General features: G+C 38.1%; 13 protein-coding genes and 1 pseudogene. 6 read left to right on the top strand and 8 right to left on the bottom strand.

Annotated features, from left to right (window positions below):
- Window positions 1-44 precede the first annotated feature (44 nt).
- The 4 genes from L6494_RS14070 to phnD all read right to left on the bottom strand — a co-directional run bounded on the left by L6494_RS14070 (window position 45) and on the right by phnD (window position 3,869).
- A complete protein-coding gene (locus L6494_RS14070; RefSeq protein ID WP_237988344.1) occupies window positions 45-356 on the bottom strand; it encodes a hypothetical protein in 312 nt (103 codons plus the stop codon).
- 261 nt (window positions 357-617) lie between these two features.
- Window positions 618-1,064, bottom strand: coding sequence for an NADAR family protein (locus L6494_RS14065; RefSeq protein ID WP_237988343.1), 447 nt, complete (start codon window positions 1,062-1,064; stop codon window positions 618-620).
- A gap of 38 nt (window positions 1,065-1,102) precedes the next feature.
- On the bottom strand, window positions 1,103-2,851 hold the full coding sequence (locus tag L6494_RS14060) for a sensor histidine kinase (RefSeq protein ID WP_330911011.1): 1,749 nt from the start codon (window positions 2,849-2,851) through the stop codon (window positions 1,103-1,105).
- 121 nt (window positions 2,852-2,972) lie between these two features.
- The gene (gene phnD / locus L6494_RS14055; protein ID WP_237988341.1) at window positions 2,973-3,869 is read right to left on the bottom strand and encodes a phosphate/phosphite/phosphonate ABC transporter substrate-binding protein; all 897 of its coding nucleotides are present in this window, start codon (window positions 3,867-3,869) and stop codon (window positions 2,973-2,975) included.
- A gap of 460 nt (window positions 3,870-4,329) precedes the next feature.
- On the opposite strand from phnD, the gene L6494_RS14050 reads away from it, so the two are divergent.
- The gene (locus tag L6494_RS14050) at window positions 4,330-5,076 is read left to right on the top strand and encodes a DUF561 domain-containing protein (RefSeq protein WP_237988340.1); all 747 of its coding nucleotides are present in this window, start codon (window positions 4,330-4,332) and stop codon (window positions 5,074-5,076) included.
- Window positions 5,077-5,177: 101 nt separating this feature from the next.
- Here L6494_RS14050 and L6494_RS14045 read toward each other — a convergent pair whose 3' ends face one another.
- Window positions 5,178-6,326, bottom strand: coding sequence for a DegT/DnrJ/EryC1/StrS family aminotransferase (locus tag L6494_RS14045; protein ID WP_237988339.1), 1,149 nt, complete (start codon window positions 6,324-6,326; stop codon window positions 5,178-5,180).
- A 322-nt stretch (window positions 6,327-6,648) separates the two neighbouring features.
- Between L6494_RS14045 and L6494_RS14040 the strand changes: the two genes are divergently transcribed.
- From L6494_RS14040 to L6494_RS14025, 4 genes are all read left to right on the top strand, one after another.
- Window positions 6,649-7,425, top strand: coding sequence for an ABC transporter permease (locus tag L6494_RS14040; RefSeq protein ID WP_237988338.1), 777 nt, complete (start codon window positions 6,649-6,651; stop codon window positions 7,423-7,425).
- Window positions 7,426-7,615: 190 nt separating this feature from the next.
- On the top strand, window positions 7,616-7,828 hold the full coding sequence (locus L6494_RS14035) for a hypothetical protein (RefSeq protein WP_237988337.1): 213 nt from the start codon (window positions 7,616-7,618) through the stop codon (window positions 7,826-7,828).
- A complete protein-coding gene (locus tag L6494_RS14030; RefSeq protein WP_237988336.1) occupies window positions 7,825-8,148 on the top strand; it encodes a hypothetical protein in 324 nt (107 codons plus the stop codon). Before L6494_RS14035 ends, L6494_RS14030 begins: the two co-directional genes overlap by 4 nt.
- Before the next feature lie 155 nt (window positions 8,149-8,303).
- Window positions 8,304-10,160, top strand: a complete 1,857-nt coding sequence (locus tag L6494_RS14025; RefSeq protein WP_237988335.1) for a tetratricopeptide repeat protein — start codon at window positions 8,304-8,306, stop codon at window positions 10,158-10,160.
- Window positions 10,161-10,250: 90 nt separating this feature from the next.
- On the opposite strand, the gene L6494_RS14020 is transcribed toward L6494_RS14025, so the two are convergent.
- The 3 genes and pseudogenes from L6494_RS14020 to L6494_RS31165 form a co-directional block, all read right to left on the bottom strand.
- Window positions 10,251-10,439, bottom strand: a complete 189-nt coding sequence (locus tag L6494_RS14020; RefSeq protein WP_237988334.1) for a hypothetical protein — start codon at window positions 10,437-10,439, stop codon at window positions 10,251-10,253.
- A gap of 33 nt (window positions 10,440-10,472) precedes the next feature.
- Window positions 10,473-10,787 (bottom strand): annotated as a pseudogene (locus tag L6494_RS31170) (ISAs1 family transposase); the annotation flags it as partial.
- A complete protein-coding gene (locus L6494_RS31165) occupies window positions 10,673-10,942 on the bottom strand; it encodes a transposase family protein (RefSeq protein ID WP_442946958.1) in 270 nt (89 codons plus the stop codon). The gene L6494_RS31165 and the pseudogene L6494_RS31170, both read right to left, overlap by 115 nt.
- A 377-nt stretch (window positions 10,943-11,319) precedes the next feature.
- On the opposite strand from L6494_RS31165, the gene L6494_RS14015 reads away from it, so the two are divergent.
- A complete protein-coding gene (locus tag L6494_RS14015; RefSeq protein WP_237988333.1) occupies window positions 11,320-12,195 on the top strand; it encodes a M48 family metallopeptidase in 876 nt (291 codons plus the stop codon).
- Window positions 12,196-12,313: the final 118 nt, after the last annotated feature.

Here is a 12,313-nt window from a genome sequence, read left to right as displayed (position 1 = left end):
CCAGCTACAGTCAAGCTAACTTCACCAGCTTCATTTAGGCGGATTCATCTGTTCATGGGTGTGTTTGTACTCCACACTAATTCAAACTCTGCTTTACTAATACCAAATTCCTGTAAATCCTTCTTTTCTAAGGGTTTATCGCTTAACATCCCATAATTATCGGCAAAATGGTTGTCGTCATAAAACAAGACGTTGCCATTTTCGTAAACCTCTATCTGTCTGGTAGGACATAAATCATTACCTACTAACGTTAATTCAATAAAGTAGGTACTAGTTCCCCAAGTGTCAAAGTCACCACCAAGGGATTCATCCCAAAACCATTTACAATATTTCTTTTCTTTGATGGACACAGACATAATCTCTTTTCTCCTATAAAGGACTACTTGCAAGATATTCTATAAGAATATAATTGGTATGGATCTAAGTGAGTATATTTAGATAAGATTAAAAGTTAACTACAGTCACTGGTATGCTGCTGAGAACAAGCTGACTGGCTATCAATTAATAGATATTAATTTTACACGCTGAGATTACTTTCCTTATTGTAACGATTTTAATCGTTGGCAACATTAAACAATAAATATTCAAGCCAACTTATTTACCATTACCTTTTTAACTTAAGTTTTATCTATGGTGCGTAATAGCTCTCTGACTTCCATTAAAATTACACCCAACATATTTTTACCACTACCATCAGCCCCACAACCCCAGTAATAGTCAATGGGTGAATTTTCAACTATTTCTTCATTAGCTGTAGAAAGTAGGATTTCTCTGATATCTGCATGAGTTGCAAATTTTCTTAACACCGCTTTCTTCATCACGCTATCTTTTACACTTTCCCAATCATGGCGCAAAGGACGTTTTCTTTCTCGTCCCATTTTTGCAGCTTCTTTAGGCGTTATGGCTAGGCGAATTTGTTCTAAATGAAATGTACCTGCAAACTTTTGGGCTTGAAAATAATGTTCACTTGTATACCAATATAGATCATCCAACATAAATCCGTGGAGTGAAAAGTTGGAGAAACAGCCATACTGTTCGCGGGCGGTATAAAAATAGATAGTCATATGCGTAATAAAGTAAATTTGACAAAAATTAACTTATTTTAAGTTTTAGGGATATCTGTATATATTGGCAAAGAAATTATAAACTTGCTCCCTTGATTCAATTCTGAAAATACTTCTATTTTACCTTGATGTTTTTCAATTATTTGGTAACAAATACTTAATCCTAACCCTGTACCTTTACCCACGGACTTAGTTGTAAAGAAAGGATCAAATAACTTTTTGATCATCTCTGGGGGAATCCCCAAAGCATTATCTACAATTTCAACTTGAATTTGATTTTTGCCTATTTTTCTTGTAGATATTAAAATCTTTTTATTGTTTTGATCAGTATAATCTAATAAGGCATCAATAGCATTACTAATTATATTCATAAATACCTGATTAAGTTGGGCTGGGTAACACTCAACATGAGGTAATTCCCCGTAGTTTTTTATCACTTCAATCTGTGATTTGAGCCGATGATTGAGAATTAGCAGAGTATTATCAATTCCTTCATGAATATTTACCTCTTTCATCTCAGCTTCATCTAAACGAGAAAAATTACGCAGAGACAAGACAATTTCTCGAATGCGTTGTGCGCCTATTTTCATTGAAGACAATATATTTAACAAATCTTTGCTAATAAAATTTAGATCAATTTCTTCTATTGTTTCTGTGATTATATAGTCTGGCTCAGGATATTGCTGTTGATATAAATCTACTAGATGTACTAAATCTTTAATATAGTTGTCTGCACATTCAATATTTCCATAAATAAAGTTAACAGGATTATTTATTTCATGAGCTATACCTGCAACCATTTGCCCAAGAGATGACATTTTTTCGGTTTGAATAAGTTGTCCTTGTGTTTCTTGTAATTCTTTTAATATTATTTGTAATTCGTGAGTTCGTTCTTCCACTCTTTCTTCTAAAGTGTGGTGAGCTTCTTGAAGTTCTTGGGTGCGTTCTTCTACTCTTTCCTCTAAAGTTTGACGTGCTATTTCTAGTGCTTCAGTATAATCTCCCACCCATTCCACTAATTGATTTAAAGAATTAGCTAGAGTTCCTATTTCATCTTTACTACTTACATTAGCTCTAAGTTGAAAATTTGATTCTTGGGTAATTTTTCTGGAAATTTTCGTTACTACCTGTAGGGGACGAGCAATTAAATTACTAGTTAATAACGCAATTGTTGCAGCGATCGCAGTAGATAATAGTACACTGATACTAATAAGCTGTAGTCTTAAATTTTTGGCATAATTAAAACTTCTATTTGCTCGCTGTTTTTGCTTTTCTGCATGGACAATCATGTGAATTAACTCATCTGATTGTTTTTCAAACTCAACAGCAAGATTAATACTATCTTTCTTTTTTAGGGCATTTAACAGTTTGTAAAGTGGTAAAGTATTTGATCTATTTGATTCTATTTCGCCCCATAATATTTTAATATTATAACTGTATAATTCTGTAGTTTTCCTATATTTGTTTAACAGGTTTTGGAAAATTTGATAGTCTAATGCTAAATCATGAGGATTATGATTTATAAAATCTTCGAGTTTAGATAATTGGTTATTGATGCGATTAATATCTTCTAAAAATCTATTTTTCTCAAACTCTAACCAAACAGAATCTTCTAGCACAGAAACTAATCTTTGTGGATGGAGTCTTGCTCTAGTTACGCCATTTTCTAAATCTTTCAAAAGATATTGCTGTTGATAAGATAAACTTAACTGTTTATAGGCATTTATTTCATAGTAATAAGCAATTAATGAACCACTAACTGTGCCAATTAAAGTAGTCGTAATCACAATAGTATAACCATAGCCAATTTTTTTAGTAATGCTCCAGTTGCTCGTAAAATTACTAAGACAATTTAAAATATGATTTCTAAATTTATTGAGAGAAAATATGATCATTTTAATGTAATAATTATTTTAAAAAACTATCTTGACCAATTTTTTTATAAACTTCACGAATCATATTGTAATCAGCATCATTGGCTAGAAACATTTGGCTTCCCACATACTTACGATTTGCATTAGCAGTTACCATACTTTGAATGAGTTTATCCTGATTTTTTAGTATCTGCGATCGCAGGGTTTCAATAAAGCTAGATGCTAATTGATTACTAACAACAAATACATCACTAGGAAGTTCCGTTCCTTGAAAAATTATCTTAAAATCTTTATTTGATAAACCTTCAGAGTCTAGAACACTTTGGTATCTATCAGATGACATACTCCAGGCATCTACTTCACCTGTTTTTAATGCTTTTCCTCCTTTATTATCTAACATGACAGTTTTGAAATCAGTTTTTGGATCTAATCCTGCATCTATCAGTAAACTAGTAGGTGCAATATGTCCAGAAGTAGATCCAACTTTACGCATCGCAATTGTTTTGCCTTTTAATTGAGCTAATGTTTTAATATTGCTATCCGCACGCACAATAAATATAGAATGGTAGTTTTTACGTTTAACGCTAATTATAGGAATTGCTTTAGCTCTAGAATTTAAAATGAGGTACTCTGAAGGGCCGGCAAATACAAGATCCAGATTTCCTGATAATAATGCTGGGGCTGCGGCCGTGGGGTTTTCTACAGGAAACAATTCTATATTGATACCTAATACTTCTGCTAAAACAGTGCTAAATGCCCCAAAATCTCTTTTTAAATCATCAATTCCAGTTACATCTGTAACGGCAAATTTGAGAGATTTAGGAAATTTTGAATATGCTTCTTGATTATTTATATTTGTATTAGAATTATTGCTAGCTGTACATCCAGCAATGAATAGCAAGGAATACTTAATTAAATTGCGTCTTTTCATGCCTGCAATATTATTTCAATAATTGGCAATGAACAATGAACAATAATAATAGGAATTTTAAGTCTTGATTATGCTAAAAACTTCTGTGATAGTACGGAATATATTTTTGATTAATAGGGATGTTTTATTAGAAATGTTGGTTTAAGAAAAGGTTATCAAAATATCTCAAATACTCATAATGTGAGATGACTGCCTTATTGGCAAAACTTTATGATAAAAAGGACTAAAAATTATAGTTATCCACTTGAACTTTTGTATCTCTTGGGGGAGCGTAGCTATACTTACTTGTGAGCCAACAGCTTACCCTAAACCTGAACCAAACCTGATCTACAGCGATCACCTAAGCCATCGCAAATCTTCTCGCCATAAAGTTTTTGCTGATTTTCGTAGCAATATAGTCCTGCCATCATCGAAGGGGCTGTAAAATAGACGTTATTTTCGTAGCTTCAAAAGAACAATTATGGCAATGCCTTCTAAACTGCAAAGTGCATTTACTAACCGCCGCGTCCTGAAAGTTATTAGCGGTTTGAACAACTTTGACACTGATCGTGTCGCAGCCGTTGTGAAAGCTGCTGAACTGGGTGGTGCAACTTTTGTAGATATTGCAGCTGATCCTGTTTTAGTACAGCTCGCTAAAAAATTAATCAACCTACCCGTTTGTGTATCCGCAGTAGAACCAGACAAATTTGTTTCAGCCGTCGCTGCTGGTGCAGATTTGATTGAAATCGGTAATTTTGATGCTTTTTACGCTCAAGGACGCAGATTTGAAGCCGAGGAAGTATTGGCGTTAACACATCAAACCCGCGCTTTATTACCAGAAATTACCCTGTCTGTTACCGTTCCCCATATCCTAGAACTAGATCAACAGGTACAACTAGCTGAAGAACTAGTGAAAGCTGGTGCAGATATCATCCAAACGGAAGGCGGTACTAGCAGCCAGCCATCTCACGCTGGAAGCCTAGGATTAATTGAAAAAGCTGCTCCTACCTTAGCCGCAGCCTATGAAATTGCTCGTGCTGTGTCAGTACCAGTATTGTGTGCTTCTGGGATTTCTAATGTTACTGCACCATTGGCGATCGCATCTGGTGCGGCTGGTGTTGGTGTCGGTTCTGCAATCAATCAACTCAATAGCGAAGTGGCGATGATTGCTGCTGTGCGAGGTTTAGTTGAGGCTTTAGCTAATACTAGAGTGCGTAGTCAGTGCTGAGTTCTGAGTAGTGAGTGCTGAGTTAAAAGAAGTATAAAAGGCAAAAGTTAAAGGAATTTGGGTGTTTCTTTTTCTTTTGCCTTTTTATTTTTGACTTTTGACTACACGAGGATATCTTTCAAAGCATAAATTACTTGGTCTTGTTGCTGGGGTGTTAGTTCTGGAAACATGGGTAAAGATAACACCTCATGACAAATTTGCTCTGCTACTGGTAATTGTCCTGACTGATAGCCGAGATGTTGATAGGCGGGTTGTAAATGTAAAGGGTAGGGATAGTAAACCATTGAACCTATTCCCTTTTCTTGTAGTTGGTTGCGTACCGAGTCGCGGTGTGTGGTGGTAGTACCATTATTTCCCTCACTTAATACGCGGATAGTATATTGATTCCAAACACTCACACCGCCAGCTAATTCTTGTGGTGCAATGATACCGGGAATTTGAGTGAGAAATTGTTGATAATAGGCTGCGATCGCCTGACGTTGTTGATTCCATTGATCAAGATAACGCAGCTTAATTTGCAAAATTACGGCTTGTATGGCATCTAAACGGCTATTTACCCCAATTTCTTCATATTGATAGCGGTTTTTCTGTCCATGCTCTTTAATGATCCGCACCTTAGCCGCCAATGCTGGATCGTTGGTGGTGATTGCGCCACCATCACCGCAAGCACCTAAGTTTTTGGTAGGGTAGAAACTGAAGCAACCAAAATGCCCAATACTGCCGACTTTTTGATTATCCCAAGTCGCGCCTGTAGACTGAGCGCAATCTTCAATCACTGCTACATTGTGAGATTGTGCGATCGCCATTAATTCTGTCATATCCACAGGCTGTCCAAATAGATGCACAGGGATAATCGCTTTAGTTTGGGGTGTAATTGCTGCTGCTACTTGTTGCAAATCCAGGTTAAATGTTGTCGCATCTATATCTACAAACACTGGCTTTGCACCAACAGAAATAATCACTTCTACTGTGGCGACAAATGTAAAAGGCGTAGTAATTACTTCATCACCTGCACCAATTTCGAGGGCGCGTAGTGCTAGATATAACGCATCAGTACCAGAGTTACAGGCTACACAATCACTTGCACCGTGATAGTTAGCAAAATGCTGCTCAAAACCTTCCACTAAGGGGCCACCAATATAGCGGCCAGATGACAGAACTTCTACCACAGCCGCACTAATTTCGGCTTCTATTGAGGTGTATTGCTGCTTGATATCAAAAGCAGGAACAAAATTTATGCTTTGGATCATAAGTTTTCATTTTATTTGAAGATACAAAAGATACACTTCGACTGTCAATTATTGCTAATGGAATTTCTTCTCAAAAAAGCTGGTAAAGACTGTCGTCTTAGATACGTATTAATCAAGCGTTATTACCGGAATAATTCTATGGGTAAAACATGGATCAGTGGTAAATTATGAGTGCCTGTTTGCAAACTGACTATTTTGGGGATTGAGCAGAAAAATTCAAAATTCAAAATTATGCCCTCGAACGAAGTGAAGGGTCAAAATTCAAGAGTTTTTCTTCCCCTACACCCCTACACCCCCACACCCCTACACCCCCATAAAACCAATGCAGGATTTAATCAAGTTGGATTTGGTTGATTTAGCGATCGCTGTAGGATTGATGGCGATCGCTATTGGTGTATCTGCTTGGGAAAGATTGGGACTAGAGTTAAATTTAGCGATCGCTACCGGTAGAACTATCTTACAATTAGCTGTTTTGGGATATATTTTAGACTTCATATTTGCTTTGGGCAATCCTTGGGGAGTTTTGGCGGCTTTAGTAGTAATGCTGACGATTACGGCGATTGTCGCACGAAATCGCATCAGTCAAAAGATTCCTGGTGTATTGCCTTTGGTTTGGGGTGCAATTTGTGTTAGTACCCTGATGACACTGGTTTACACCAACTTCTTAATCATTCAACCAGATAAATGGTACGAACCACGTTATATTATTCCCCTAGCGGGGATTGTTTTAGGAAATGGGATGAATGCAGCTGCGATCGCAGGGGAACGTCTAGTTAACAGCATGAACACCTTTCCCAACGAAATCGAAACCCATTTAAGTTTAGGTGCTACTCCCCAACAAGCAACCAACCAATACCGCAAGGAAGCTATCCGCGCCGCATTACTACCAACTATCAACCAAATGATTTTGGTAGGGATGGTAGCTATTCCCGGAATCACAACTGGACAGTTACTAGCTGGGATTACACCTTTAGAGGCTGTATCCTATGAAATTTTGATTATTTTCATGGTGGCTTTCGCCAATTTACTCACCACAGTTTTGATTACCAAAGGATTATGTCGTCAGTTTTTCAATTCTGCCGCACAGTTAGTGAGATGAGGGAGTGGAAATCAATTCAAAATTCAAAATTAAGGAACGATAGGGGATTGGGTAGAACTTAGCTATGGATTGTATACTGGTGTACTTGCTGATAGAATGACAAATGTACATGAACACCAACTGACAAAATACATTGCTATTGTCTGGGTTCATGTCACCATAGATTTAATATCTATGCTGATGAACATCTATGGCTGAAAATCTGCGAGGTAAGAGAGGAGATCCTAACTATCGATTAATCTCTGGTTACATACCAAAAGACCTAGCATTACTATTCAAAACTATTTGCGCTGCTACTGAAACAGATCAAAGCAAAGCACTTGAAGAAATGATTACTCATTGGGCTTGGGAAAAACAATCAATTCTGGATGAAGTGAGACAAGATAAGGAAAAGACAGCATGACAAACATACCAGAACAATCTAGTAGACTTGACAGAATTGAGGCATTATTAGAACGTGTTGCCCAACAGCAAGCTAATAGTCAGCAACAACTAGATTCTTTTATCAACACAGCTAGCAGTGTTCTAGCGCGTAGTGCGGTTTTAGATGATGTGGTATTGGAGTTGCGGGATACAACAGAAACCCTCGGTCGTGGTTTTGAGCAGCATCTGCGTAATTTCGAGCAACATCAACGCAATGTAGAAGAAAACCAAAGAACTACAAATGCTGCATTAGAGAGGCTGGAGGCTATTTTATTGCAATTGATGAGAAGATTTGATTAGTGCCAAATATTCGCTTTTTCAACGCAGAGGTACACGGAGATTTTCTCAAGATGAGTCGCTATATCCCAAAATAATGCGGGGCATCTTCTATAGAGAATTGGTATCATTACCTCGCTTCACACTAAAATGGGAAGTGAAGTTCTCTATTAACTAAAGTGTCTGACTCATTGCCATTGCGCGATCGCTATCTCGGATTGATTGATGAAATTGTCCAACTCACCCTCCAGGGCAAAATTAGCTCTGTAGAGATGGTGTATCAAATGCTGCAAAAAGGCATTTTAGCAGGCACGGGGGAAATATTTGAGTTAGGTTTGAGCGATCGCCTCAACGCCATGCAAACTCAGGTAGATAGTGAATCAGATGAACTAAAAAAAGCCAAGGCTAACCGCAGTTTACGGGCAATTAAGACAATTCAAAGTCAATGGCAACGGTATAGAGAACAGAATAAATCTACGGAAGCGATCGCAGCTGCATCTCAAGAAATTACTACAGCTGCGGCTGATGAACGTCTAGCTATATTTTTACGTCTGACTGACCCTAATCTGAAAAATCCCCTGAATATATCCCAACTACAGCAATTAGCCAAATCATTGCAACAATTTGCCCAGTTTAACGAAGATATAGGGCAAATATCCCAGGGAATTACCCGTGGATTAGCTGCTTGGCAAAGGTTACAAGACCACTTAGTTAGCTGGATGTATGAGTCAAATCAAGCCCTGGGATTTGGTGGTGTAGCTGGAGAAACTGGCCCTTGGGGAACTTGGGCAAAAAAAGTTAATAGTGATTTACCCCAAAAATTATTACGTACCTTAGCAATAGAACAATCTGCTATTCCATTTGCAGAAAACCACAGCAATCTCACCCTGAGTGATTGGGTGGAAATAGCGTTAATTTTGCAGTATTTGCAACGGGGGTTAGTTAGTTGGTTTGACCAACAAGCTTACAACATTCAAGCCGGTTCAAAGTTGTCGATTTCTACCTTTTTGACCTTTGCTGTAATTTGGAGTCAGTTGGCAAGTGGTTTCCAAAGTCAGGCAGTATACAGTAATGGAGCATCACAAATCATGCTCCAAACTTTACGCACCTTTGCCCAACGTCCATATTTTCCCCTTTATGGTGGGATTTTCGCTTCCTTTTCTGGTAGTTATTTACGCGATGCCCTAGATTATTTAGATGAACCATTGCGAAAAGTGGCGCGAACTCAAGAAAAAGCGCGTATTTTGACCCTTTTGGGATATTCTCAGCGTGCTTTAGGTCAATATCAGCGTTCTATACAGTTTCATGAGCAAGCATTAGAAATTGCCAGGAACTCAGGCGATCGCCCCTGTGAAATTGCTAATCTCAATCACCTCAGCCGTACTTACGTACAAGAAAAAAATTATCCTGAAGCCATTAATAATAGTCAAAGAGCCTTAATGTTAAGTAGACAAGCAGGCGATAAAACAGGAGAAGCCAACGCCCTAGTTAACTTAGGTTACAGCGAAGTCATGCAAGCGCAACAACTGGAACAAGTAGAACCAGAAACCTATGAAATGGCAATTAACTATTTACAACAAGGATTAAAATTAACAGAAAAATTAGGCGACATTCAAAGTAAAGCCCTATGTTTAAGTAGTTTAGGCATAGCATATTTAGTAATTCAAGAACCACACAATGCCATTAAATATCTAGAAGAAGGGTTTAAAACAGCGCAAATTTCCGGTGATTTATATCTCCAAGGTAGAAATTTAGCTTATCTTGCTGAAGCTGATTATCAACTACAAAATTTTGAAAAAGCAGTTTACACTGGTTCTCTAGGAATGTATCTTTTAGAGCAAATAGCTTCTAGTGAATGGCGACAACCAGCAAGGTTATTAATAATTTTACAAGGACAAATAGGTGTAGAGAATTTCCAAAATCTACTGCAACAACACCGCCCCAAAATAATAGCCATCATCGGCGTAGATGGATATGATTATATTCCCAAATTGCTCATAAAGTACCAAGAAGACATTGATCTAACATCCTCATAACTTTCCAAAAGTCGTAAATACCTTTATAGCATTTCCTAATCACATAAAGTACATCATAGCCCCCTCCCCGCAAGCGGGGAGCAGGGTGGATTAATTGTCGAGAGAGAAAAAGTTTTCTCTCTCGACCATTGGACTCACAGGTGTTGGGCAAAAGGAGTCGGAGTGGTCAAATAGCGCATCAAAAATCATTTGAAGTTGGTTAGCCATCAGCCTTAACGCTTCGGGAAGAGTCCGACAATTTAACTGACGAGCCAAGGAAACTAAAAACTGTCTGACCATCGCCCAATTAGCTGGTGAAAACCCACCAGTATGAATACAGTTATCTTCATTTAAAGTTACATCCTTGACCCAATGAAGTTGATTTTCAATTGACCAATGACCACGAATAATCTCCGCAAATTCTGAGGCTGAATAATTTAAGCTACTTAAATAAAAGTGTTGTTCATGATAGTCAACAATCTGGCGACGACTTTTCTTTCCTTGAGGTCGAGTTCCATATCTGTTAACCTCTATTAAACTTTTAGCACCAACCCAATCAGGTAGTGACTCAAATGGAATTGGATAGACTTTGACTTGACGAGTAGTCTTTCGGCCATGTAAATTTTCATCATGGTAATTAGTATCGATCGATGATTTTTTGTGAACTCAGCCAAAGGTTTATACCCCCAATATCCTGTACAACTACCTAACAAAACTATAGTTAGTATTATCCAAAGTTTATGTCTAATACCTCTGGCATGTCGATAATCGGGAACACCTTGGATTGCTTCGATTAAATTCATTGCTAACTTTCCTCTGGTAGAGAGAGCAGTGTTTTTCTTAAGGAATCATCCTTCTATGTTATATTTTCTCTCCCGACAATTAATCCACCCTGCTTCCCTACAAGGGAAGGGGAGCAAGAATTAAAAACTCAATTTAAATTTAAGTATTATTATAGGGGTTGCTACAAGTTTAAGTTACCGATTTTCGGAAAAATACTAGAAAATATCGGTAAAAATCAGGGTTTTTAATAAAGAAATTATAAAGAAATTTGGTGCGTATTGATAGATGAGGAGCGATCGCACTTCCCTTTCTTACTCATTACTCATTACTCATTACTCAAATCGTTATACTAACTGTGGGAGGCTGTTGGTACTTTGTTTTTCCAGCCGGCTAAATCATGTCTGTGCTTAAATCCTCGCTCATCGGTTTAAAAGCTGACTCGTTTCGTCATCCATTAGACTTGGAAGCAACCAAAACTCTGAAGCAAATACCAGGTTTGGATATGATAGTCAGAAATTTGCTAGGGCCAATGGCAGAGCAAGTTTTTTATGTAGAAAATATTGCTTCTAGTGTTTTGGTAGGTGAACAACAACTACCGGAGTTACACAAACTCTTATTAGAAGCCTGCAAGATTTTAGATATTGAACCGCCTCAATTATATGTGCGGCAACACCCTGCACCTAATGCTTATACCTTTGCTATGCGAGGGAAGCAACCGTTTATTATGTTGCACACTTCTTTGGTTGATATGCTGACTCCAGAGGAAATTCAGGCGGTAATTGCCCACGAGTTAGGACATCTCAAGTGTGACCATAGCGTTTATTTAACACCGGTTAATTTATTAGTATTAGCGGCAGGAATATTACCTAATGTTGGGGCTTTTATTGCCCAAACTATCCAAACACAACTTTTAGAATGGGTACGCTGTGCTGAGTTTACCTGCGATCGCGCCGCATTGCTAGCCACCCAAGACCCCAAAGTGGTGATGTCCGTGTTAATGAAATTAGCCGGTGGTTCACCCACCCTCGCCCCAAAACTCAATCTTGATGCTTTTATTGACCAAGCTCGTGCTTACGATGATATTAGTAAAACCGAACTTGGGGAAATGGTCAAACTAGCTCGTACAGCCGAATTGACCCACCCTGTACCAGTCCTGAGAGCCAGAGAGATTGACCGTTGGGCAAGTAGTCAAGAATACCAGTCTCTATTACAAACTCACGGGCAAAAATACACCAGCGAGGTAGCACCCAAAGGTGGCTGGCGTAACTGGTGACAGGTGACAGGGGACAGGTGACAGGGGACAGGTGATAGAGTGAGTAGCTGCGATCTCTTGATCAGGCGATCGCACCTCTACAAAACAATTTAAGATAAATCTGGTTAACTCTCAATCG

Origin of the sequence: Nostoc sp. UHCC 0870 (assembly GCF_022063185.1) — a bacterium.
In the GTDB taxonomy this organism is placed as follows: Bacteria; Cyanobacteriota; Cyanobacteriia; order Cyanobacteriales; family Nostocaceae; genus Trichormus.
The sequence above is the reverse complement of the archived record's forward strand: the minus strand, read 5'-3'. Positions and strand labels throughout refer to the sequence as shown.

Bases quoted from the DNA above. Each gene is read 5' to 3' on its own strand.
- L6494_RS14070 (WP_237988344.1), bottom strand. From the start codon at position 356: ATGTCTGTGTCCATCAAAGAAAAGAAATATTGTAAATGGTTTTGGGAT.
- L6494_RS14065 (WP_237988343.1), bottom strand. From the start codon at position 1,064: ATGACTATCTATTTTTATACCGCCCGCGAACAGTATGGCTGTTTCTCC.
- phnD (WP_237988341.1), bottom strand. From the start codon at position 3,869: ATGAAAAGACGCAATTTAATTAAGTATTCCTTGCTATTCATTGCTGGA.
- L6494_RS14050 (WP_237988340.1), top strand. From the start codon at position 4,330: ATGGCAATGCCTTCTAAACTGCAAAGTGCATTTACTAACCGCCGCGTC.
- L6494_RS14045 (WP_237988339.1), bottom strand. From the start codon at position 6,326: ATGATCCAAAGCATAAATTTTGTTCCTGCTTTTGATATCAAGCAGCAA.
- L6494_RS14040 (WP_237988338.1), top strand. From the start codon at position 6,649: ATGCAGGATTTAATCAAGTTGGATTTGGTTGATTTAGCGATCGCTGTA.
- L6494_RS14035 (WP_237988337.1), top strand. From the start codon at position 7,616: ATGGCTGAAAATCTGCGAGGTAAGAGAGGAGATCCTAACTATCGATTA.
- L6494_RS14030 (WP_237988336.1), top strand. From the start codon at position 7,825: ATGACAAACATACCAGAACAATCTAGTAGACTTGACAGAATTGAGGCA.
- L6494_RS14020 (WP_237988334.1), bottom strand. From the start codon at position 10,439: ATGGTCAGACAGTTTTTAGTTTCCTTGGCTCGTCAGTTAAATTGTCGG.
- L6494_RS31165 (WP_442946958.1), bottom strand. From the start codon at position 10,942: ATGAATTTAATCGAAGCAATCCAAGGTGTTCCCGATTATCGACATGCC.
- L6494_RS14015 (WP_237988333.1), top strand. From the start codon at position 11,320: ATGTCTGTGCTTAAATCCTCGCTCATCGGTTTAAAAGCTGACTCGTTT.